We start from the raw sequence: 21,648 nt of genomic DNA on the forward strand, positions 1-21,648 counted from the left end.
AAACCACCTGTTAATCAATTGTGTTTATTTTAAATCAAACTCAATGGTTGGATTTTTATACTTATTGTAAACCGCATCAGAAGGTGCCGCAGGGACTTTACGTGTTCCCTTAATTGCTCTGAGTGCTGAATTACAAATATCATTAGGACCAGATACCTTATCATAGCCCAAAATCGTTCCGTCACGCGCAAGTGAAATACGAACACTACACACTTTACCCGCAAAGCTCGGATCGCGAATAAATCGACGCTGTATCACCCGTTTAATGACACCAGCATACTGATCACCGACTTTATCACCATTTCCATTGCCCGCAGCAGCACCCTGTCCTTGTGTTCCCTTACCATTTTGATTAGAACCACGATTTGCCGAACCACCACCTATGGTGCCATTATTGATCAAATCATCCAGTGCAGCTTGCTGAGCTGCTTTTTGCTCTTTTGCTTTCGCTGCTGCTTTTGCCTTAGCTTCTGCTGCCGCTTTGGCTTTGGCTTCAGCCTCTGCTTTTGCCTTAGCTTCTGCTACCGCTTTGGCTTTAGCTTCAGCCTCTGCTTTTGTCTTAGCTTCTGCTGCCGCTTTAGCTTTGGCTTCAGCCTCTGCTTTTGCCTTAGCTTCTGCTGCCGCTTTGGCTTTGGCTTCAGCCTCTGCTTTCGCCTTGGCTTCTGCTGCCGCTTTGGCTTTGGTTTCAGCTTCCGCTTTCACCCTAGCTTCTTCTGCCGCTTTGGCTTTAGCTTCAGCTTTCGCTTTTTGCTGCTGTAATTTTTCCTGCTCAAGCATTTTTTGACGTTGCTCTTCACGTGCTTGCTCGGCTGCTTTTTCTTCTAACTCACGTTGCTTTTGTTGCTCACGCTGCGCTATTTCACGTTTTTCTTGTTCTTGTTTTGCTCGTTCAATATCGCCTTTTTGCTGTTGTTTGACACGACCAAGCTCTCGTGCTACTTGTCCTGTATCAACCATAACAACACCCATAGTCTCACCATCACCTTCGCCGCCACCCATTGCGGGCATATAGTGATACCAAAGTGATCCTAAAATCAACGCAAGAAAGAGTAGTGCATGCAAGAAAACTGAAACAAAAACAGCACGACTTAACTTCTTATTTTTATCACTTCGCACACTGCATCCTTTAGTTAGAGCGGATTGGTCATTAAGCCTGCTTTATCAACACCAGCCAAATGCAACAAACTCAATCCTTTAATAATTTCTTCATAAGGTGCTTCTTTTGCTCCACCGACTAAAAACGTCGTTTCTTTATCCTTATCAAAAATCGCCTTTGTCATCTCTGTGACCGCACTTTCACTTAAATTTTCATTGCGTTGTCCATCAATGACCAACGTATATTCTCCAACCCCTGTTACCTCTAGTATTACGGGTGTTTTATCTTCATTAGACACGCTTTTGCTATCAGCTGAATCAGGTAACTCAACTTCAACACTTTGGCTAATAATCGGTGCAGTTGCCATGAAAATAAGCAACAGCACCAGTAATACGTCTAAAAAAGGCACAATATTGATTTCTGATTTGACATTTCGTCTTTGACGTCTATATGCCATAACGCCTCCGATTATGCTGTATGCTGTTTAGCAAATGCTTGGCGATGTAAAATCGTCGTAAACTCATCAATAAAATTACTATAATTTTGCTCAAGTTTACTCACTCTTAGGCTTAAGCGGTTGTAAGCCATAACAGCTGGAATTGCCGCAAAAAGCCCTATCGCTGTTGCAATCAAAGCTTCTGCGATACCAGGGGCAACCATTTGTAATGTAGCTTGTTTCACATTACTTAATGCCATAAATGCGTGCATAATTCCCCATACAGTACCAAATAACCCAATATATGGGCTAATTGACGCTACCGTTGCCAAAAAGGGAATGCGATTTTCAACATCTTCAATTTCGCGATTGAGCGTTAAGTTCATAGCGCGCGTTGTACCTTGAATCACCGCTTCTGGAGAACTGTGCGTTGACTGTAAACGTAAAAATTCTTTAAAACCGACATAGAAAATCTGCTCACTTCCACTTAATCCGTCACGACGATTTTCAAGTCCATCATACAGCTTATGTAAATCTTCACCTGACCAGAACCGATCTTCAAACGTCGCTGATGATTTGAGTGCCTGACGCAAAATAGCACTACGCTGAATCATAATCGCCCATGAAATAATGGAAAATAAGATAAGAATACCGATTACAATTTGCACTACGATACTCGCATCTAAAAATAATTGTAGAAAGTTTAACTCATTTGACATTCAAAACCTCAATCGTCAATATCACTACTGTGTAAAATAAAAGCACTACGAATATCGCTCGGCAGTGCCATAGGTTTCATTTTGCTTATATCGACTGCTGCAATTACCACATTAGCTTGTGATAAGCAGCAATCATCCCGCCATAGGCTTTGCGTAAAAACTAAACTTGCGCCTTTAATTTGGCTAACCGCACTTTGTACGATTAATTCATCATCAAGTTTAGCTGGAAAGCGATAATCCAACGCTAATTTTTTGACCACAAACGCAAGTTGCATTTTTTCAAGCAAGATTTTTTGCTCAAAGCCAAGTTGACGTAAAAACTCTGTTCTCGCACGTTCAAAAAAGTGTAGATAACGGGCGTGATAGACTACGCCACCTGCATCCGTATCTTCATAATAAACTCGCAATTTAAAACACAGCACCGTGCGAATCCTCGCTATTTAAAATGTGATATTATCAAGAATTGCTATGCGATTGTCTAGCACTATCCAATATATTACGCTATTAGACCGCACTTTTATCAGATTGTTCTGTAAAAAAGCACCTCTTTTGAGATGCTTTCAACATTACTATAAATATAAAAAAATAAGCCCTGATATAGCAGCAATATAGCCTATTAGGGGATTAAAGATGAGCTTCCATCGCGTTTTGATAAGATCAAGCCCCATACCATGAATCCATAAAATAGATGTTCCCCAGATTAAAAATGAGGTAAATAATGGTGATGGTCCACCAAAATCAAGGGCAAAACGCTTGGCGTTCAAAAACATTGTTACCATTAAAACGGCAGCCAATATAAGTGAAAGGGCTCGCCACGAGCCCTTATTTACCGATTGATAAAGTTTATTTAACATTACTTTCATCATCAAATGTGCCTGTTTTTTCAGCACTAATGGTTACAATAGCTGAAAACATAACAGCAAGCATAACCCCTAAAATCCATACAACGTAATACATTATGTCCTCCTAGTAAAGTGAGCTTTTGTTGTTTTCAATGAAGTTACTATCAATACGTCCGAACATTTTGATATAAGCCCAGATGGTATATGCAAGCAAAATCACAACAAAAACTAATGCAAAACCAAGCATTAAGGTTAATGTTAATTGACTTGAAGTTGCATCCCACATAGTTAAACTTGTATTAGGTTGTGTAATAGATGGCATAATGAATGGGAACATTGCTACGCCACAGGTAAAAATGATACCCGCCATCGTTAATGACGAAAATAAAAATGCAAAACCTGAACGATTCGCTTTGGAAAACACAATATTCAACAATGCACTTACAAGCCCCAATGCTGGAATTGCCCATAAAATTGGCATTGCTTTATAATTATTGAACCATGCTCCCGTTTCAAGTACAACTTCTTTGCCTAACGGTGTTGAAGCAGCATTATGATCCATAACGCTGGTGATAACAAAGCCATCTTTGAATAATAACCATACGCCCGCTAATGCAAAAGTGATCAATGTTGCAAATGCACCAACTTGCGTTACCATTCTTGCACGATCACGCAAATCGCCAGTTGTTTTCATTTGTAGCCACGCTGCACCTTGAGTCGTTAACATAGACAGGCTAATTAATCCACACAGTAATGCAAATGGATTTAATAATTCCCAGAATGAACCTGTATATTTTACTTGTAAAATATCATTAAACTCAAAAGGTACGCCTTGGAGCAAATTACCAAATGCCACACCAAATACTAATGAAGGTACTAAGCCACTAATACAGAGCCCCCAATCCCATGCGGTACGCCATTTTGGACTATCAATTTTAGCACGATATTCTAACCCTACTGGACGGAAGAATAGTGCTGCTAGCACCAAAATCATGGCAATAAAGAAACCTGAGAAAGAGGTTGCATAAACCATCGGCCAAGCTGCAAACATTGCACCACCTGCAGTAAGTAACCATACTTGGTTACCATCCCAGTGCGGTGCAATAGTATTGATCATCACACGGCGTTCAACCTCTTTTTTTCCTGCAAAAGGAAGTAAGGTTAACACCCCCATATCAAAACCGTCTGTTACTGCAAATCCTAACAGCAATACGCCAACCAGCAGCCACCAGATAAAACGGAGAATTTCGTAATCAATCATCTTTTGTCTCCTGCTTATTTCGCTGTTTGTTCAAAATAGTAACGACCTGTTTTTAATGCACTTGGCCCTAAACGACCATATTTAAACATTAAATACATCTCTGCTACCAAGAAAATACTGTAGATCGTACAGATAGTAATAATAGAGAACCAAAGATCGCCAGTTGTTAGATCAGAATGTGCCACACCCACTGGTAACATATTATAAATAGCCCAAGGTTGACGACCATATTCTGTTAAGAACCAGCCGCTTTCAATCGCAATCCAAGGTAGTGGTAAACTCCACAATAACACTCGGTGCACCCAGCGACGTTGTCCAATTTTTTTACTGATAGTCGTTGCAAATGCAGCAATTAATAACAGCAACAGCAAACCACCCACAGCCATCATTACACGGAAAGCATAAAAGGTTGGACCTACTTTAGGAATAGTATCCGCGGCGGCTTGCTTAATTTGCTCATCAGTCGCATCAAGTACATTATCAGTATAACGTTTTAGCAACAATCCAAAGCCAAGATCTTTTTCATATTCTTTAAATTGTGCCTTATCTGCCTCAGAATAATCCCCACTACGCAATTTATGTAACAACTCGTAGGCAATCATACCGTTACGAACACGTTGCTCATTTTCCACTTTTAAATCACGTAACCCCGTAATTTGTTCAGTCAATGAACGCGTTGCAATAATCCCTGCTGCATAAGGAATAGAAATCGCAAAATCATTTTCCATTTCTTTTTCATTTGGAATTACAAATAAATTCCATGCTGCTGGTGCTGGCTCAGTGTGCCACTCGCCTTCCATTGCCGCTAATTTTACAGGCTGAGCTTTACCAATATAGTAACCAGACTCGTCTCCCATAATCATTACAGAAATAATCGCAATTAAACCAAATGGTGCAGCAACGGAGAATGAACGTTTCGCAAAGCCAATATCACGTCCTTTTAATAAGTAATAAGAACTAATACTTAATACAAAAATTGCACCACAGACATAACCTGCTGATAACGTATGCATAAATTTAGTCTGTGCAATTGGACTTAACCAAAGATCTAAGAAACTGGTCATTTCCATGCGCATTGTTTCAAAATTGAATTCTGATCCCACTGGTTTTTGCATCCAACCATTCGCCACCAAAATCCACATTGCTGATAGATTTGAACCAATCGCCACAAGATAGGTTGAAAGTAAATGTTTACCTTTTGATAAACGATCCCAACCAAAGAAGAACAAACCAACAAATGTTGATTCCATAAAGAAAGCAAGCAACGCCTCAACCGCCAATGGCGCACCAAAAATATCCCCAACATAGTGAGAATAGTATGACCAGTTCGTGCCAAATTGGAACTCCATTGTTATCCCTGTGGTAACCCCTAAGGCAAAGTTGATACCAAATAGTTTACCCCAAAATTTGGTCATATCTTTATACACTTCTTTGCCAGTCACCACATAAAGTGTTTCCATAATCACCAGGATAAAAGAAAGCCCTAATGTGAGAGGCACAAACAAAAAGTGATAAAGTGCGGTTAATGCGAACTGCAATCGAGAGAGTTCAACAATATCTAACATCTCAACTCCTTGTAAACACTACAAGTTTTAGTGTTTGATTACATAATGTAATCACCCCAGACATTTCAAACGAAATGCCACATAAAACTCACCGCACTTTTCTTACAAAGAGCTGAAAATCAATTAGTTAGTAAGAAAAGTGAGAATAAGTAAATAACCCTATTTATCATACCTGTAATCAGGTATAAAAAACAGAAATTTTAATATTTCTTTCACATTTTATTACAAAGATCAAAAAATCACGAAACCAAACTGGAGTCAAAAATTGATATAAATCAACTTTATGAAAAATATCTTACTTTTTAAACATATACCTTATTAAATTACTTGGTTATTTATTCAAAAATTTACGTTATTTTAATGAGAAAAAATAGACATTACCGCATTAATTTGTTACTTTTGAACAGATATTGCAAATCATCCTAATAAACTTTGGAAAGGGCGAATATGGGACAGAAAATAACATTAATACTCGGGGTAATCGTTGGATTCAGTGCGGTTTCTTTGAATGCACAAGCAGAGCAATTGCCAACACAATGCAAAAAGCTATTTAATGAAACAGAGCAATTGATTAAGGAAGCTGAACAACAACCAGGAACCCATACCCAATTCGCATCAATTAAAAATAAACTTTCACAAAGTAAAAAACAAATTCTTGCACTAGATCGCGACGTTCAAATTAAAAGTTGTGATAAAGGCTTAACCGCACTTAATAATTTGAAAAATAAAGATATTAGCAATAATTAATAGCGTCTATTTTCTGGATAATCTAGCCCTAGATGTAGATACGTCTGCGCTGTGGCAATTCGACCACGAGGTGTACGCTGTAAAAATCCCTGCTGAATTAAAAACGGCTCTAGTACATCTTCGATGGTTTCTCGCTCTTCCCCAATGGCTGCAGCCAGACTATCCAATCCAACGGGACCGCCTGAAAATTGTTGAACCAATGCGAGCAGTAATTTTCGATCTAAATAGTCAAAACCTTGGTGGTCAATATCGAGCATTTTCAACGCATCTTTCGCAACATCAACCGTAATCACGCCTTGATTTTTCACATCGGCAAAATCACGCACGCGTCGTAATAACCGATTAGCAATACGAGGCGTGCCACGTGATCGCTTCGCCACTTCAAATGCAGCATTTTCTTGCAGTTTAAGTTGTAAACACTGGCTGCTGCGTTTCACAATAGCAGTAAGATCGTCAATCGAATAAAATTCTAAGCGTTGTACAATCCCGAAACGATCACGCAAAGGTGACGTTAATGAGCCAGCCCGCGTTGTTGCTCCAACCAATGTGAACGGCGGCAAATCTAATTTTATTGAGCGAGCGGCAGGACCTTCACCAATCATAATATCGAGCTGATAGTCTTCCATTGCAGGGTAAAGAACTTCCTCAATCGCTGGTGAAAGCCGATGAATTTCATCAATGAACAGAACATCATGCTCCTCAAGATTTGTTAGCATTGCGGCTAAATCCCCTGCCTTTTCAAGAACGGGACCTGATGTCGTGCGAATATTCACCCCCATTTCATTGGCGATAATATTTGCCAGCGTGGTTTTGCCAAGCCCTGGGGGACCAAAAATTAAAAGATGGTCGAGCGCATCACGGCGTAATTTGGCAGCTTGGATAAAAATTTCCATCTGTTCTCGCACCGCACTTTGCCCAATATAATCTTGCAATAATTTCGGACGAATAGCACGATCAATGGTATCCTCTCCCCCGAGGTCAACTGCGCTAATAATTCTATCTGCCTCTATCATCTCTCACCTATAGTGCGCTTTTTAATGCCTCACGAATCAACATTTCACAGCTAAAATCATCTTTCGCTACACGCTTAACCATTTTCTCAGCCTCTTGTGCCTTGTACCCTAGCGCAATTAATGCTGCTACGGCTTCGCTGCTTGGATCCTCCATTGGCACCGCACTTTGCATATCAGTGATATTGGCAGTATCAAAATGATGTTTTACGTCTTTAAACTTGCCCTTAAGTTCAACTAACAGCCTTTCAGCTGTTTTTTTCCCGACACCAGGAATTTTAACTAGCTTAGAAAGTTCTTCACGTTCAATCGCATAAGAAAAGTCATCAACCGACATCGCTGACAAAATTGCCAACGCTAATTTTGGACCAACACCATTTGTTTTAATCAGTTCACGAAATAAAGTGCGGTCACGCTTTTGCACAAAACCAAACAAGAGATGTGCATCTTCACGAACCACTAGATGGGTAAATACGCTGACATGATTACCCGTGTCTGGTAACTGATAAAAACTGGTCATCGGCAATAACAATTCATAGCCCACACCATGAACATCCAGCAAGATCTCTGGCGGTTGCTTTTCAATTAACACGCCTTGTAAACGCCCTATCATCCTCTTCCTTTACTCTATTTGCATGCTTATAGCATAAATAAAAACTGTATAAATATCCAGTTATTTTTCTGCTTTTAAACGAAAACGACCACGGCTATAACGTGCTTTTAAACTAACCGCACTTGAAGTTTGTGCTTGCAATGCTTGATTGATATGTTGTGAATGCAGTGTGCTATGGGCGTGAGTAATGGCGATCGCAAGTGCATCCGCAGCATCCGCTTGTGGCGGAGATGAAAGTTTCAACATTGCACTCACCATATGCTGCACTTGCACCTTATCTGCTGAACCAATGCCTACAACGGTTTGTTTCACAAAACGTGCGGCATATTCAAATACTGGCAAATTACCGTTCATTGCGGCAACAATGGCGACCCCGCGGGCTTGCCCTAACTTCAATGCTGAATCCGCATTACGCGCCATAAACACTTGCTCAATAGCGAATATATCAGGCTGAAATTGTGTAATAATTTCACTCACCCCCGCATAAATACGCTTTAAACGATTCGGTAAGTCATCCACATTCGTGCGAATCGCACCACTGCCAAGATAAGCTAATTGCTTACCTGTTTGGCGAATCACCCCATAGCCCGTCACGCGTGAACCAGGATCGATACCAAGAATGATCATTGCTGTAGCTGTTCTTTTATACTTTGTGCAATTATACTTGCCATCTCCACCGGCACTGCATTTCCAACCATTTTATATCCATTATCGACTTTATCATAAACAAATTCAAAATCATCAGGAAATGTCTGTATTCTAGCACATTCTCTTACTGTCATGCGGCGATAAAGATGTTCGTATCCTTGAACAAAAATATGCTTATTTTTTCCAACTTTTGGCATAATAGGAGCCTGAGGATGTAACTGTGCTTGCCGTCCACTTGCTTGCACAGTAAACCCAGCTTCATTCCACGATCTAACTCTATTTCTACTCATAAAAATCGAGGAAAAACCACCAATAAAATATTCATGATTCAATATCTCCAAATTAAGATTTGCCATATTTTTATCTAAGGCGGGCACAGCAGAATCTTTTAAATCATAGATACTTTGTTTTAATGTCTTTTTTATCTTTTTTTTCGCTGGAAAAATAAATTTTCTATTTAAATCTTTTCTAAATCCTATATAAAAAACACGTTTTCTATCTTGAGGAATCCCATAGTCGGATACGTTAACTAGCGTAACATCTAAATTATAGCCACAATCAATAAACATCTTTTTAATGGACTCTACTGCATCTTTATGTCTCGTAGAAAGCATTCCAACCACATTTTCTGCAAGAAAAAATTTAGGTTGTTTATCCTTTAAAATACGAATATAGTCAAAAAAAAGTTTCCCTCGCTCATCATCAATACCTTTTAATGCGCCAGCTTCTGACCAAGATTGACAAGGCGGTCCACCTATAATTCCATCACAGTCAGGTACTTCTGAGGACAATATATTTCTAATATCTCTTGTATCAAGATAAGCAGAATGATTTTTTTTATAAGTATCCCAAATGGTTTTATCATATTCATTAGCAAAAACCACTTCAAATCCTTGCTGAATGAATCCTAAATCCAATCCACCAGCTCCTGAAAATAAACTAACAACTTTCATCCAAAACCTATCGAGAAAACGTAATCAATTTTGCTTTTTTTAATTTCACTGGATTATCCGGATCTTTAATCTCAACATTTTCTATTATTACAGCAGTCTCATTTCTTATTTTCTCTAAAAAATCCTGTCGATTTTTAAATGTTGAAAATTTTTCATCGCTAATCAAAGCCATAAAATTAAATTTTTTGTTCTGTGGTTTATAAATGTAAGAAAATACCCTAAATGGATTTTCTATCCCCCACATTCCTCTAACTCGTAAATATGTAATCCCTAATGGATCCACTCGATTAATCCGTCCTAATTCATTTGTTTTAGCAAACTCAACACCAGGAATTTGCTCAACACCGTTTTTTATCACAGAACTAATACGTTTATAAATTTCTTTATCAGCACAATATTCATCACCATAAACAAAACACAATGCCCGTAACTGATTATTATCAACACAACCTATCACATAAAGCATATCTTTCACAGCCCAATCTTCAGCTTCTCTGCACGCATTACTTATCATAGAATTATCAATAAATAATTTCTTTTTAGGATAACTACTATTTAATGCTATGGGGGAGTTAATACGTTCTATCTTTTTAATTTCAATTGCATCACCATCTTTTAGCATAGCATCAGGTGGATTATTTTGATTACCTAAATAGCTAAATATTTCCGATAACTTCTTGAGTCTAATTGAACTATCATTTTCTTCGACCGTGTCTGCAAATAGATCTTTAATATACTCTTCTAACGCTTCTCCCATATTGTTAGCACGGTTGTGCGAATTTGTACTATTCATAAGCTCAAAGTTAGGAGAAGCGATAAGAGATAATATTGCATTTAAAATGTTCACATTAAAACCTCAAGAAAATGATGAATAGCCCTATTCCTAGGGCTACTATGAATAAATTTTATAGCAAAGCTGCCACTTCGTCGCTGATGTCGCCGTTGTGGTAAACGTTTTGTACATCGTCACAATCTTCGAGCATATCGACTAAACGCATTAATTTTGGTGCGCTATCAGCATCGAGTTCAACACTGGTTGATGGGATCATAGACACATCTGCTTCGCTAATTTTAAAGCCTGCCGCTTCAATTGCATCACGAACCGCACTTAGCTCTTCCCATGCGGTATAAACTTCAAAACTGCCGTCGTCTTGTCCTTGAATATCCTCTGCCCCTGCGTCTAATGCAGCTTCCATTAAGGCTTCTTCATCGCTACTTTCAACTAAAATAAGTCCTTTTTTGCTGAAAAGATACGCAACGGAACCATCGGTGCCAAGATTGCCACCTGTTTTGGTAAATGCGTGGCGTACTTCCGATACTGTGCGGTTGCGGTTATCGCTCAAGCACTCAACATACACTGCGGTGCCTGCTGGCCCATAGCCTTCATAGATGATGGTTTCCATATTAGAATCATCTTCTCCGCCAGCTCCTCGTTGGATCGCTCGATTAATCGTATCTCGTGTCATATTACTCGCCAGCGCTTTATCCACTGCGGTACGTAGGCGTGGATTGGCACTTACATCCGCACCACCAATTTTCGCTGCGGTTACCAACTCACGAATAAGTTTTGTAAAAATTTTACCTCGTTTGGCATCTTGTGCCGCTTTACGGTGTTTAATATTTGCCCACTTACTGTGACCTGCCATTATAAATCCTCTTTATTGTTACGTTTTAAAATAAATTCTTCGATTGCCTGCGCATTATTCCACGATTTGGTGCATTCGACCGCACGTTGGGCAGTAAGCCACTGATATGCGCTATGCTCACTTAATGTGATCGGCTGCTGTGCACTCAATGCCATTAAAAACCAGTGTTCTCGACAATGGGTTATACCTGGTGCATAACGATGTCGAAATTGGGGAAAAATCTCAAACACCACACTTTTATTGCAATTCATCAGTGCTTTATCCACCGTTCGGGCATCAAGTCCAAGCTCTTCTTGCACCTCACGCACCGCAGCTTGGTGTGGCGTTTCCCCGAATTCTAAAGAACCTGTAACTGACTGCCAAAAAGTGCGGTCATCTTGGCGTTGTAGCATAAGCACATTAAAGCTGGTAGGGTCATAGACCACTACCAATACACTTTCAGGCCGCTTAAGATTAAAAGTCGATGTCAAGCGATTTCACACTGTTTGCTAAGAATTCTTGTTTCACGACGCCAAATAACTGTTGATATGGCAACAGAAGATCAATTTCACCTTCGGCATATGGACCCAGTGCATACGGTGGAAATTTGAACTCAATTCCGCGATAGGTGAATGTGAAGTTAAACTCTTTCCCTTCAAATGTGTCTTTATAATCGTTCAATCGCTCTTGAGCAATTGCCTCGACATCAGTCGCACCAGTTGGGTCTTGATTATCGCTTTTAATATAGTCGACATAGGCTGCTTTAAGTAACGCGATTAACGCTTCTCGTTTACCTGCCTCGACAAGGTTATCAATGCTCAATTTTTCTTGCGTGTCTAAATTAAAATTTGTAAATACCGTTGAGCCAAAACCATGAGCTCCGCCTTGATAGGTATAAAATTCTTCACTAAACATCGCAATGTTACCACGTTGTCCTAAAAAGTGCGGTGCGTAATAGCTCTGCCAACCTATAGGGCCATTATCCTCATCTGCTAAGACTTTTTTGGCACTGTCTAATTGCGCTTTTGCTAATGCCTCAATATCCAATTTATCAAATTCTGCTTCTTTTTCTTCCTGGGCTTTCTCATCAAGATCAAATGGAAGCACTGGATCAAGATACACTCTCGCATTCTGCTCAAAATACTTATTCAGCCACTCTTGCCCTGTCTTAAGGGTTATCACTTGCAACGCATAACAGTGGCGATCGGGTTTTATCATACACCCTTGTTCTGATGTCAATTGTACAGGTTTCACCTCAAGTAATGGGGTTTGCGCTTGCACTGCACTGGCTGAAAGTAAAAGTGCGGTCAGTGCCGTTAATTTTGATGACATTTTCATGGTTAATCCTTTTGTTTTACAACACTAATAGCGAGCTCATTTAATGCTTGAGCATTGCCGACACTTGGTGCATCAGTAAGCAAACAGGCAGCTGCTGTGGTTTTCGGGAATGCAATAACATCGCGAATATTATCCGTGCCAGTTAGTAACATAGTTAAACGATCTAGACCGAATGCTAAGCCTGCATGAGGCGGTGTACCAAATTTCAACGCATCCAACAAGAAGCCGAATTTTTCACGTTGCTCTTGCTCGTTGATGCCTAAAATACGGAACACGGTTTGTTGCATCACGGGATCAAAAATCCGCACAGAACCACCACCGACTTCGTAGCCGTTAATCACCATATCATACGCATTTGCCACGGCTTGCGTTGGATCTTGCTCAAGTTGTTCTGGGGTTGCGTTGGCTGGTGAAGTGAATGGATGGTGCATTGCCGCAAGGTTACCCTCATCATCACGCTCAAACATCGGGAAGTCAATCACCCACAGTGGTTTCCATTCATCAAGTGCGGTCAAATTGCAATCACGACCAAGCTTCAAGCGTAACGCACCCATTGCGTCAGTAACAATTTTATAATTATCTGCGCCAAAGAAGATAATATCGCCTGTTTGTGCATTCAGACGTTTTAATACTGCACTTAACACCTCTGGCGTTAAGAATTTGGCAATCGGACTTTGCACGCCATCCATACCTGCATTAATGTCGTTGACTTTCAGCCACGCTAAGCCTTTTGCCCCATAAATCCCGACAAATTGGGTGTATTCATCAATTTGTTTGCGTGTAATGGTGTTACCATTTGGTACTCGAATAGCAGCAACACGCCCTTTAAGATCATTAGCTGGAGCACTGAACACCTTAAAATCAACTGATTTGACTAAATCAGCAACATCAACCATTTCTAGTGGGTTACGTAAATCAGGCTTATCCGAGCCAAAGCGACGCATCGCTTCCGCAAAGGTCATAACAGGAAACTTGCCCAAATCAACTTGTAAAATCGACTGCCACAATCCTACAATCATCTCTTCCATCACATCACGCACTTCTTGTGCACTCATAAATGAGGTTTCAACATCAATTTGCGTGAATTCTGGTTGACGATCAGCCCGTAAATCCTCATCACGAAAACATTTCACTATCTGGTAGTAACGATCAAAACCCGACATCATCAGCAACTGTTTGAACAACTGTGGCGATTGCGGTAACGCATAAAATTTACCTTTATGCACACGGCTTGGCACAAGGTAATCTCGCGCACCTTCAGGCGTAGCTTTGGTCAGCATTGGGGTCTCAATATCCAAAAAGCCATGGCTGTCCATAAAGTGACGAACAAAGCTCGTGATGCGTGCCCGCGTTTTAATGCGTTGTGCCATTTCAGGGCGGCGTAGATCAAGATAGCGGTATTTTAAACGTTGCTCTTCGCTGTTGTTTTGATTGAAGTCTAGTGGCAATACCTCTGAACTGTTAAAAACACGCACCGCTTTGGCAGATACTTCCACTTCTCCTGTTGCCATAGTGATATTTATTTGATTTTCTGGGCGTGCTTGGACTTCACCAACTACTTGAATACAAAACTCACCACGCAAGCGAGAAGCACTTTCAAATGCCTCTTTATTAGCCGGGTCAACAAACACTTGGACAATGCCTTGGCGATCGCGCATATCTAAAAAAATTAATCCACCCAAGTCGCGACGACGATGCACCCAGCCACTTAAGATCACTTCCTGTCCAACATTTGTGGCGTTCAAGTCACCACAATAATGTGTTCTCATCATATTTTTATCCTTTATTTTGCAATCGGGTTAATTTGTCAATTATAGCTGAATTTATGTATGGATTGAATACGTTTTTCGCCAAACCGCACTTTGTATCTAGCGTTGTTTTAAAAAGTGCGGTAACGCTGTAATCGAATCAAGCACAGCATCGGCAAGCCGCTCGCCTTCTGGGGTAATGGCTTTGCCAGTGCGAACCAAAATATTGCATCCTACGCCTGCGTTAATGCCAGCTTGAATATCTGCAATCTTATCGCCCACCATAATGGAGTGCTGAGGATCAATTTGCAATTCTGTGATTGCCTGTAATAGCATCCCCGCAGCAGGTTTGCGACAGTCACACTGAATGGCATACTCTCCCTCGCCATCTGGCAAGTGCGGGCAATAATAAATCCCATCTAAATCCACTCCGCGATCCGCAAGCGACCAATCCATCCATTCGGTTAATGTTAAAAATGCCTGTTCGGAAAACAACCCTCGCGCAATACCTGATTGATTCGTCACTAACACTAACAAATAGCCCATTTTTTTTAATTCAAGTAATGCCTCAATGCTACCATCAATAAACGTGAAATCATCAATCGTGTGAACATAGCCGTAATCAATGTTCAGTGTGCCATCGCGATCTAAAAAAATTGCTTTATTCATCGTTGTCCTACTCTATTTTCTCCGTTTGCCTTATTATGCGGCATTTTCTGCTGTATTTGCGTAAATTTTTTGCTTTAGATGAAAAATAGTGATTGACATAGCTGTCTAGACGTCTAAAATGACAAAAATGCAAAATTGAGTCATATAGGGCTTTATGATTAAGCTAAAAAATATTAATAAAATATTTAATGTGGACGGACGTACACTGACCGCACTTGATAATATCAATCTTGATATTCCTAAAGGGCAAATCTGTGGCGTGATCGGGGCATCAGGTGCTGGGAAAAGCACATTAATTCGCTGTGCGAATCTACTGGAAACGCCAACTAGCGGACAGGTGTTTGTGGACGGACAGGAGCTAACTGCTATGTCAAATAGTGCGCTAATTAAAGCCCGACGCCACATTGGTATGATTTTTCAACACTTTAATTTATTAAGTGGACGCACCGTCTTCGGTAATGTCGCGTTGCCTTTAGAATTATTAGGTGAAAGCAAAGCGAATATCAAACAGAAAGTAGATGATCTGCTCACACTCGTTGGCTTGGCAGATAAAAAAGAGGCATATCCCAGTAATCTGTCTGGTGGGCAAAAACAGCGTGTCGCGATTGCGCGTGCATTAGCGTCCAATCCCAAAGTCTTATTATGTGATGAAGCAACCAGTGCGCTTGATCCCGCAACCACTCACTCCATTTTGGATTTATTGCAGGAAATCAATCAAAAATTGGGATTAACCATTTTATTGATCACCCATGAAATGGAAGTCGTAAAACAGATTTGCCATCAGGTCGTTGTTATTGATAAAGGGCAATTAGTGGAACAAGGAAGTGTAAGCGAGATCTTCTCTAATCCTAAAACTGAACTGGCAAAACGCTTTATTAAATCAACAGTTCGCATTAATTTGCCCAAAGAATATATCGAGCAACTGTCTAGCTCACCCAAAGGAGCAAACTCATGGCCAATCATCAAATTTGAATTTACAGGTCGTTCGGTAGACGCGCCATTGCTTTCGCAAGCCTCGAAAAAATTTGGTGTAGAGTTAAGTATTTTAGTCTCACAAATTGATTATATTGGTGGCGTAAAATTTGGCTTTACGATTGCTGAAGTCGAAGGCCCTGAAGATGCTATTGAACAAACCAAAATTTATTTAATGGAACATAATGTCCGTGTTGAGGTGCTAGGCTATGTTTGATCGATTAACACCACAAGTTTGGAACATGATTGGGCAAGCAACCCTCGAAACGTTGTATATGGTTTTCGTCTCGGGGCTTATTGCCACTGTACTTGCCATTCCATTAGGCGTGCTCTTATTTATTTCACGCAAAGGACAAATTCGCCAAAATACCAAGCTCTACCGCACATTGAGTATGGCTGTCAATATTGGGCGTGCTATCCCATTTGTGATTTTATTATTTTGGATTATCCCATTTACGCGTGCTGTTGTCGGCACAAGTATTGGAACGACCGCAGCCATTGTACCATTAACAGTCTCTGCTGTGCCATTTATTGCACGCTTGGTAGAAGGCTCGCTAATCGAGATTCCAAGTGGATTGACCGAAGCGGCACGTGCAATGGGTGCAAGTAATCTACAAATTATCACGAAGTTTTTATTACCTGAAGCTCTGCCAGGGCTCATCAACGGCATCACCATTACCTTGGTGGCATTGGTCAACTACTCTGCTATGGCAGGTATCGTAGGCGGCGGTGGCTTAGGTGATGTGGCTATTCGCTATGGCTATCAAACCCACGTGCCTGAAATTTTGACCACCGTTGTTATCATTCTGGTCATTATGGTACAAATCATTCAATTTGTAGGGGACAGCCTTGTTCGCTACGTTGATCATCGTTAAACACAACAATGTCTAAAAGGAAGTTAATTATGAAACTCAAAACACTTTTTACTCTAAGTGCGGTCGCTGCAACACTCGCGTTATCAACCTCTGCTTTTGCCAAAGACGGCAAAGTTAGAATCGGTGTACAAAATGGTCCAGAAATGACCGTTGCAGAAACGGCAAAACAAGTCGCAAAAGATCAGTTCGGCCTTGAAGTAGAATTAGTGCCGTTTTCAGATTATGTTACCCCAAATGCCGCGTTGGAAGAAAAATCCATCGACGCTAACGCCTTCCAACACAAACCTTACTTAGATTCTCAATCTAAAGCCCGTGGCTGGACCGACTTAGTGATCGTGGGTAACACTTTTGTTTATCCAATTGCAGCATACTCACAAAAAATCAAAAATCTTGATGAGTTAAAAGACGGTGCAGTTATTGCGATTCCAAACGATCCAACCAATGGTGGACGCTCACTTTTATTACTACAAGCACAAGGGTTGCTCAAATTAAAAGATGGCACTGGCTTAACTCCAACAGAATTAGATATTGTTGAGAATCCGAAAAACTTGAAAATCCGCTCGCTAGATGCTGCATTGATTACGCAAGTGTTGCCTGAAGTGGATTTAGCGATCATTAACAATACGTTCGCAGGTCAAGCAGGGCTTTACCCAAGCAAAGATGCTATTTTTGTTGAAGATAAAGACTCACCGTATGTGAACATTATTGTTGCCCGTGAAGACAACAAAGATGACGAAGATGTTAAAAACTTTGTCAAAGCTTACAACTCAGAACCTGTGTATCAAAAAGCCATGGAAGAGTTTAAAGATTCTGTTGTCAAAGGCTGGTAATAACCGCACTTTAACGTGTTAATGCAAGCCGAAAGTTCGCTTTCGGCTTTTTTATGGAGCAATTATGACGGACTATACTCTGCTTACCAAAACATTAAGTGCGGTTATTGCTGATGATGACGATAAAATCAGCGTGCTTGCCAATACGGCTGCGCTACTTAATGAACATTTACCGCATATAAACTGGGTGGGCTTTTACTTACTAAAAGGTAACGTACTAACACTAGGACCTTTTCAAGGCAAAGTGGCTTGCACTCGCATTCCCGTTGGCAGAGGTGTATGTGGAAGTGCGGTTGCACAACGCACTATTTTGCGCGTGGCAAATGTGCATACATTTGCAGACCACATTGCCTGCGACAGTGCCAGTCAGTCGGAAATTGTACTACCCATTTTTTGCCAAGATCAGATTATCGGTGTACTAGATATTGACAGCCCACACCTAGACCATTTCACGGCAAACGATGAACAAGGGCTTGCCGAAATTGTCGCACGGCTTAGTGCGCATTTAAGCAAAATTTAATGGATAGAAAAGCCAATTTACGGCAAGCAAACACAATAAAAATTGTGCACTTATGATAAATTCCACGATCCCCACTTGTTTGACCGTTAGGCGAAAATGTGGGGCTATGACTGCACGCAATACTGCGGGCAAAAAGCAAAGTGCGGTTGGAATATTAATCCACGTACCTAATATGACGATCAATAGAATATGATAACCATAAGAGGCGTATAAATAGTGCACGTTTTTCCGCTCCCTTAGCATCGTTTTCACATACAATGTCGTGCCAATAAAAAAGAGCGTTGGCAGTATAAACACCCACCCAATTTGCGGATCAAAAGTGCGGTCAGGGAAATAATATGCCGCCATACCCGCAATGCCAAAAATGATAATCGCAGCAATATCATTGCCTAGTGCACGCTCTTGCTTTATTTTCACATAATGGATATTCACTAACGCAAATGGCAACATCGCAAGCACAAAAAATATGATATATGGATTATAGTAAAGTGCTGGCAACACAAAAATTACCGCACTTAAAGCATAGCGTATACACCAACGGCGGTTCACATCAAGATTGCGCTGTTTAAATAAATTAAAAAACGGATAGGTAAAGAGATATAAGCAAAACCATGCGAGTAGCAATGGTAGGTGCCACCACAGTGGATGACTAATCAACATACCATAGAAAAAAGGCAAAAGTGCCATCACGATGGCACCATGCTGGTTAGATATATATAGCTTCATTAAGTGCGGTTCTTTTCTTTCATTGAGGCAAAAAACGTTGCCAATATAGGTCCTGACACATTATGCCAAAAACTAAATACCGCACTTGGAATCGCTGCCACTGGGTTTAAATGTGCCGCTGCTAATGCCGCCCCCAATCCTGAGTTTTGCATGCCCACCTCAATGGCTACCGCTTTACTATCAAATGTGCTTAAGCGGAAGAGTTTTGCCGCTAAAAAGCCCACCAAATAACCTAGGCAGTTATGCAATACCACGACCGCAAAAATCAGTCCAAAGGCGTCAAGTTGTAGTAATTTATCTTTGCTTACCGCAACCACAGCCGCCAAAATCAGCACAATAGAAATCACCGATACCAATGGCATCGCATGACTCAATTGCGTGGCTTTTTGTTTTAACAATGTCCGCACCACAAGCCCTAAGAAAATCGGCAACAACACCATTTTTAACACAGAAATGAACATTGCCATGGCATTGATGTCAATCCATTGGCTGGCTAAAACATAAAATACCACTGGCGTTAAAAGCGGTGCCAGTAAAGTTGAAATGGTCGTACACGCCACTGAAAGTGCGGTATTGCCACGTGCCAGATAGGTCATCACATTTGATGACGTTCCGCCAGGGCAAGATCCCACCAAAATCACGCCCACAGCCAGCTCAGCAGGTAACGAAAATCCTTTCGCCAATGCAAACGCAATGGCGGGCATAATCACAAATTGCCCAACCACACCAACAAAAACAGATTTAGGATGACGTGCCACCTCACTGAAATCGTGAAATGTTAAGGTGATGCCCATCCCAAACATCACAATGCCCAACAGATAAGGCACATAGCCTAATAATGGTTTAAACACTTCAGGAAATTGAAAAGCCAGAAAGGCAAATAACAAAACCCAAATGGCAAACGTTTTGCCAGCAAATTGACTCATTTTTACTAATAACTGCATAGATTCTCTCAACAAAATTAAGTAAATTAACGTATGAAAATTAAAAGTAAATTCACGCTAACATAGCATCAAACCGCACTTTTATATCATATAAGTGGTTACTTACCAATACAAAATGAACTAAATATGCTCGTGAGTAGATCGTCAGACGTAAATTGCCCCGTAATTGTGCTTAACGCATCTTGTGCTAAACGCAACTCTTCAGCTAATAATTCACCTGCCCGAAATTCCACCAGCTGAGTATGTCCACGTTCGAGACATTCCGCCGCTTTCGCCAACGCTTCTAAATGGCGACGACGTGCTAAAAATCCCCCTTCAGGGCTTGCCTGATACCCCATTGCCTTTTTCAAATGTTCGCGTAATAACGCTATCCCTGCCCGTGTTTTCGCGGATAATGAGATAATCGTACGCCCATTTTCAATGAATAACTGCTCTGCCTCACCGCTAATATCCGCTTTATTACGAATAATGGTTAATGGCATATGATCAGGCAAACGGGCAATAAATTCTTGGCTTGCAAAATCCATTTGTTCCGCTTGCGGTGCCGCAGCATCAATCATCAACAAAACGTGATCGGCTTGCTCAATTTCTGCCCATGCACGTGTAATGCCAATTTTTTCCACCTCGTCACTCGCCTCTCGTAGCCCCGCAGTGTCGATGATGTGCAATGGCATTCCATCGATGTGAATATGCTCACGCAACACATCTCGGGTTGTGCCTGCAATGTCAGTAACAATCGCCGCTTCTCGCCCCGCTAGGGCATTTAGCAAGCTCGATTTACCTGCATTTGGGCGACCTGCAATCACGACTTTCATCCCCTCACGCAAAATTGCCCCTTGACGCGCTTGCGACCGCACTTTAGCGAGTTGCGCCATAATTTCATTGAGTTTGTTCTCCACCATACCATCGGCAAGAAAATCGATTTCTTCATCGGGAAAATCGATCGCAGCTTCAACGTAGGTACGCAGATAAATTAACATATCCACTAGCGTGTTGACTTTATGAGAGAACTCTCCTTGTAAGGAATTTAGCGCACTGCGTGCTGCCTGTGCAGAGCTGGCATCAATTAAATCGGCAATTGCCTCAGCTTGTGCAAGGTCGAGTTTATCATTCAAAAAAGCCTGTTCAGAAAACTCACCTGGGCGAGCAAGGCGTACATCATCCAGTTTTAAAATTTGCTCAAGCAGCATATCCAATACAACTTGTCCACCATGACCTTGTAATTCAAGCACATCTTCGCCTGTAAATGAGTGTGGTGCTTTAAAATACAAGGCGATTCCTTGATCAAGCACTTGCCCATCAAGGGTTTTAAATGGCAAATATTCCGCCAACCGCACTTTAGGACATTTTCCCAAAATAGCATTTGCGACAGTACAGGCTTGCGGACCTGAAACGCGTAAAATGCCGATGCCGCCACGCCCTGGGGCGGTTGCCTGTGCAACAATAGTTTCTTTTATCATCATCTTGACCGCACTTTGATTAGTATGAAAAAGGCACTCTCTTGAGTGCCT

Annotated in this window: 26 protein-coding genes; 5 read left to right on the forward strand and 21 right to left on the reverse strand. The window is 41.0% G+C overall.

All coding sequences use genetic code 11. From position 1 onward, the window contains the following. Positions 1-24: 24 nt before the first annotated feature. From tolA to HPC40_RS02130, 8 genes are all read right to left on the reverse strand, one after another. The gene (tolA, locus tag HPC40_RS02095; protein ID WP_208117825.1) at positions 25-1,116 is read right to left on the reverse strand and encodes a cell envelope integrity protein TolA; all 1,092 of its coding nucleotides are present in this window, start codon (positions 1,114-1,116) and stop codon (positions 25-27) included. 14 nt (positions 1,117-1,130) lie between these two features. Then, positions 1,131-1,553: a colicin uptake protein TolR gene (tolR, locus tag HPC40_RS02100; RefSeq protein WP_208117826.1), complete on the reverse strand. Its 423-nt coding sequence runs from the start codon at positions 1,551-1,553 to the stop codon at positions 1,131-1,133. Positions 1,554-1,564: 11 nt separating this feature from the next. Continuing rightward, a complete protein-coding gene (tolQ, locus tag HPC40_RS02105) occupies positions 1,565-2,251 on the reverse strand; it encodes a protein TolQ (protein ID WP_208117827.1) in 687 nt (228 codons plus the stop codon). Between the two features lie 8 nt (positions 2,252-2,259). Continuing rightward, complete coding sequence (gene ybgC, locus HPC40_RS02110; RefSeq protein ID WP_208117890.1) at positions 2,260-2,670, reverse strand: tol-pal system-associated acyl-CoA thioesterase; 411 nt, start codon at positions 2,668-2,670, stop codon at positions 2,260-2,262. A 150-nt stretch (positions 2,671-2,820) separates the two neighbouring features. Beyond that, on the reverse strand, positions 2,821-3,105 hold the full coding sequence (locus HPC40_RS02115) for a cyd operon YbgE family protein (protein ID WP_208117828.1): 285 nt from the start codon (positions 3,103-3,105) through the stop codon (positions 2,821-2,823). Then, complete coding sequence (locus HPC40_RS02120; protein ID WP_208117829.1) at positions 3,095-3,208, reverse strand: CydX/CbdX family cytochrome bd oxidase small subunit; 114 nt, start codon at positions 3,206-3,208, stop codon at positions 3,095-3,097. Before HPC40_RS02120 ends, HPC40_RS02115 begins: the two co-directional genes overlap by 11 nt. 9 nt (positions 3,209-3,217) lie before the next feature. Then, positions 3,218-4,354: a cytochrome d ubiquinol oxidase subunit II gene (cydB, locus tag HPC40_RS02125; protein WP_208117830.1), complete on the reverse strand. Its 1,137-nt coding sequence runs from the start codon at positions 4,352-4,354 to the stop codon at positions 3,218-3,220. A gap of 14 nt (positions 4,355-4,368) precedes the next feature. Continuing rightward, positions 4,369-5,919, reverse strand: a complete 1,551-nt coding sequence (locus HPC40_RS02130; RefSeq protein WP_208117831.1) for a cytochrome ubiquinol oxidase subunit I — start codon at positions 5,917-5,919, stop codon at positions 4,369-4,371. A gap of 447 nt (positions 5,920-6,366) precedes the next feature. Between HPC40_RS02130 and HPC40_RS02135 the strand changes: the two genes are divergently transcribed. Next, a complete protein-coding gene (locus HPC40_RS02135; protein WP_208117832.1) occupies positions 6,367-6,666 on the forward strand; it encodes a DUF5339 domain-containing protein in 300 nt (99 codons plus the stop codon). Here the strand turns inward: HPC40_RS02135 and ruvB are convergent. From ruvB to gmhB, 10 genes are all read right to left on the reverse strand, one after another. Then, positions 6,663-7,679 (reverse strand): Holliday junction branch migration DNA helicase RuvB, encoded by a 1,017-nt coding sequence (gene ruvB, locus HPC40_RS02140; RefSeq protein ID WP_208117833.1) that lies wholly within the window; start codon positions 7,677-7,679, stop codon positions 6,663-6,665. The two genes, HPC40_RS02135 and ruvB, sit on opposite strands and share 4 nt — an antisense overlap. Before the next feature lie 7 nt (positions 7,680-7,686). Further along, positions 7,687-8,289: a Holliday junction branch migration protein RuvA gene (gene ruvA, locus HPC40_RS02145; RefSeq protein WP_208117834.1), complete on the reverse strand. Its 603-nt coding sequence runs from the start codon at positions 8,287-8,289 to the stop codon at positions 7,687-7,689. Positions 8,290-8,349: 60 nt separating this feature from the next. After that, the gene (gene ruvC / locus HPC40_RS02150; RefSeq protein WP_208117835.1) at positions 8,350-8,916 is read right to left on the reverse strand and encodes a crossover junction endodeoxyribonuclease RuvC; all 567 of its coding nucleotides are present in this window, start codon (positions 8,914-8,916) and stop codon (positions 8,350-8,352) included. Beyond that, positions 8,913-9,890: a DNA cytosine methyltransferase gene (locus tag HPC40_RS02155; RefSeq protein ID WP_208117836.1), complete on the reverse strand. Its 978-nt coding sequence runs from the start codon at positions 9,888-9,890 to the stop codon at positions 8,913-8,915. The genes ruvC and HPC40_RS02155 overlap by 4 nt, the downstream gene beginning before the upstream one ends. A gap of 7 nt (positions 9,891-9,897) precedes the next feature. Then, positions 9,898-10,737 carry an NgoPII family restriction endonuclease gene (locus HPC40_RS02160; protein ID WP_208117837.1) on the reverse strand — a complete coding sequence of 280 codons (840 nt, stop codon included), beginning with the start codon at positions 10,735-10,737 and terminating at the stop codon, positions 9,898-9,900. Positions 10,738-10,795: 58 nt separating this feature from the next. Then, positions 10,796-11,536: a YebC/PmpR family DNA-binding transcriptional regulator gene (locus tag HPC40_RS02165; protein WP_208117838.1), complete on the reverse strand. Its 741-nt coding sequence runs from the start codon at positions 11,534-11,536 to the stop codon at positions 10,796-10,798. Then, positions 11,536-12,006: a dihydroneopterin triphosphate diphosphatase gene (gene nudB, locus HPC40_RS02170; RefSeq protein WP_208117839.1), complete on the reverse strand. Its 471-nt coding sequence runs from the start codon at positions 12,004-12,006 to the stop codon at positions 11,536-11,538. Before nudB ends, HPC40_RS02165 begins: the two co-directional genes overlap by 1 nt. Then, entirely contained in the window at positions 11,990-12,853 is an 864-nt protein-coding gene (locus tag HPC40_RS02175; protein ID WP_208117840.1) for an RsiV family protein, read from the reverse strand. Before HPC40_RS02175 ends, nudB begins: the two co-directional genes overlap by 17 nt. A gap of 2 nt (positions 12,854-12,855) precedes the next feature. After that, the gene (aspS, locus tag HPC40_RS02180; RefSeq protein ID WP_208117841.1) at positions 12,856-14,625 is read right to left on the reverse strand and encodes an aspartate--tRNA ligase; all 1,770 of its coding nucleotides are present in this window, start codon (positions 14,623-14,625) and stop codon (positions 12,856-12,858) included. Positions 14,626-14,721: 96 nt separating this feature from the next. Further along, the gene (gene gmhB, locus HPC40_RS02185; RefSeq protein ID WP_208117842.1) at positions 14,722-15,270 is read right to left on the reverse strand and encodes a D-glycero-beta-D-manno-heptose 1,7-bisphosphate 7-phosphatase; all 549 of its coding nucleotides are present in this window, start codon (positions 15,268-15,270) and stop codon (positions 14,722-14,724) included. Positions 15,271-15,424: 154 nt separating this feature from the next. Between gmhB and metN the strand changes: the two genes are divergently transcribed. From metN to HPC40_RS02205, 4 genes are all read left to right on the forward strand, one after another. Next, positions 15,425-16,459 (forward strand): methionine ABC transporter ATP-binding protein MetN, encoded by a 1,035-nt coding sequence (metN, locus tag HPC40_RS02190; protein WP_208117843.1) that lies wholly within the window; start codon positions 15,425-15,427, stop codon positions 16,457-16,459. After that, entirely contained in the window at positions 16,452-17,117 is a 666-nt protein-coding gene (locus tag HPC40_RS02195) for a methionine ABC transporter permease (protein ID WP_208117844.1), read from the forward strand. The genes metN and HPC40_RS02195 overlap by 8 nt, the downstream gene beginning before the upstream one ends. Before the next feature lie 29 nt (positions 17,118-17,146). Beyond that, positions 17,147-17,947, forward strand: coding sequence for a MetQ/NlpA family lipoprotein (locus HPC40_RS02200; RefSeq protein WP_208117845.1), 801 nt, complete (start codon positions 17,147-17,149; stop codon positions 17,945-17,947). A 64-nt stretch (positions 17,948-18,011) separates the two neighbouring features. Beyond that, positions 18,012-18,467, forward strand: a complete 456-nt coding sequence (locus tag HPC40_RS02205; RefSeq protein WP_208117846.1) for a GAF domain-containing protein — start codon at positions 18,012-18,014, stop codon at positions 18,465-18,467. On the opposite strand, the gene HPC40_RS02210 is transcribed toward HPC40_RS02205, so the two are convergent. The 3 genes from HPC40_RS02210 to mnmE form a co-directional block, all read right to left on the reverse strand. Next, a complete protein-coding gene (locus tag HPC40_RS02210) occupies positions 18,453-19,193 on the reverse strand; it encodes a YwiC-like family protein (RefSeq protein WP_208117847.1) in 741 nt (246 codons plus the stop codon). The two genes, HPC40_RS02205 and HPC40_RS02210, sit on opposite strands and share 15 nt — an antisense overlap. After that, on the reverse strand, positions 19,193-20,137 hold the full coding sequence (locus tag HPC40_RS02215; RefSeq protein ID WP_208117848.1) for a bile acid:sodium symporter family protein: 945 nt from the start codon (positions 20,135-20,137) through the stop codon (positions 19,193-19,195). Before HPC40_RS02215 ends, HPC40_RS02210 begins: the two co-directional genes overlap by 1 nt. A 98-nt stretch (positions 20,138-20,235) precedes the next feature. Then, positions 20,236-21,597: a tRNA uridine-5-carboxymethylaminomethyl(34) synthesis GTPase MnmE gene (mnmE, locus tag HPC40_RS02220; protein ID WP_208117891.1), complete on the reverse strand. Its 1,362-nt coding sequence runs from the start codon at positions 21,595-21,597 to the stop codon at positions 20,236-20,238. Between the last annotated feature and the right edge of the window lie 51 nt (positions 21,598-21,648).

The organism is Spirabiliibacterium falconis (assembly GCF_014885015.1).
Taxonomy (GTDB): Bacteria; Pseudomonadota; Gammaproteobacteria; order Enterobacterales; family Pasteurellaceae; genus Spirabiliibacterium; species Spirabiliibacterium falconis.

Bases quoted from the DNA above. Each gene is read 5' to 3' on its own strand.
- HPC40_RS02175 (WP_208117840.1), bottom strand. From the start codon at position 12,853: ATGAAAATGTCATCAAAATTAACGGCACTGACCGCACTTTTACTTTCA.
- HPC40_RS02200 (WP_208117845.1), top strand. From the start codon at position 17,147: ATGAAACTCAAAACACTTTTTACTCTAAGTGCGGTCGCTGCAACACTC.
- metN (WP_208117843.1), top strand. From the start codon at position 15,425: ATGATTAAGCTAAAAAATATTAATAAAATATTTAATGTGGACGGACGT.
- cydB (WP_208117830.1), bottom strand. From the start codon at position 4,354: ATGATTGATTACGAAATTCTCCGTTTTATCTGGTGGCTGCTGGTTGGC.
- tolR (WP_208117826.1), bottom strand. From the start codon at position 1,553: ATGGCATATAGACGTCAAAGACGAAATGTCAAATCAGAAATCAATATT.
- mnmE (WP_208117891.1), bottom strand. From the start codon at position 21,597: ATGATAAAAGAAACTATTGTTGCACAGGCAACCGCCCCAGGGCGTGGC.
- ruvA (WP_208117834.1), bottom strand. From the start codon at position 8,289: ATGATAGGGCGTTTACAAGGCGTGTTAATTGAAAAGCAACCGCCAGAG.
- HPC40_RS02120 (WP_208117829.1), bottom strand. From the start codon at position 3,208: ATGTATTACGTTGTATGGATTTTAGGGGTTATGCTTGCTGTTATGTTT.
- HPC40_RS02135 (WP_208117832.1), top strand. From the start codon at position 6,367: ATGGGACAGAAAATAACATTAATACTCGGGGTAATCGTTGGATTCAGT.
- HPC40_RS02210 (WP_208117847.1), bottom strand. From the start codon at position 19,193: ATGAAGCTATATATATCTAACCAGCATGGTGCCATCGTGATGGCACTT.
- tolQ (WP_208117827.1), bottom strand. From the start codon at position 2,251: ATGTCAAATGAGTTAAACTTTCTACAATTATTTTTAGATGCGAGTATC.
- ruvB (WP_208117833.1), bottom strand. From the start codon at position 7,679: ATGATAGAGGCAGATAGAATTATTAGCGCAGTTGACCTCGGGGGAGAG.
- ruvC (WP_208117835.1), bottom strand. From the start codon at position 8,916: ATGATCATTCTTGGTATCGATCCTGGTTCACGCGTGACGGGCTATGGG.
- HPC40_RS02165 (WP_208117838.1), bottom strand. From the start codon at position 11,536: ATGGCAGGTCACAGTAAGTGGGCAAATATTAAACACCGTAAAGCGGCA.
- HPC40_RS02155 (WP_208117836.1), bottom strand. From the start codon at position 9,890: ATGAAAGTTGTTAGTTTATTTTCAGGAGCTGGTGGATTGGATTTAGGA.
- HPC40_RS02215 (WP_208117848.1), bottom strand. From the start codon at position 20,137: ATGCAGTTATTAGTAAAAATGAGTCAATTTGCTGGCAAAACGTTTGCC.
- HPC40_RS02195 (WP_208117844.1), top strand. From the start codon at position 16,452: ATGTTTGATCGATTAACACCACAAGTTTGGAACATGATTGGGCAAGCA.
- gmhB (WP_208117842.1), bottom strand. From the start codon at position 15,270: ATGAATAAAGCAATTTTTTTAGATCGCGATGGCACACTGAACATTGAT.
- HPC40_RS02205 (WP_208117846.1), top strand. From the start codon at position 18,012: ATGACGGACTATACTCTGCTTACCAAAACATTAAGTGCGGTTATTGCT.
- HPC40_RS02130 (WP_208117831.1), bottom strand. From the start codon at position 5,919: ATGTTAGATATTGTTGAACTCTCTCGATTGCAGTTCGCATTAACCGCA.
- aspS (WP_208117841.1), bottom strand. From the start codon at position 14,625: ATGATGAGAACACATTATTGTGGTGACTTGAACGCCACAAATGTTGGA.
- HPC40_RS02115 (WP_208117828.1), bottom strand. From the start codon at position 3,105: ATGTTAAATAAACTTTATCAATCGGTAAATAAGGGCTCGTGGCGAGCC.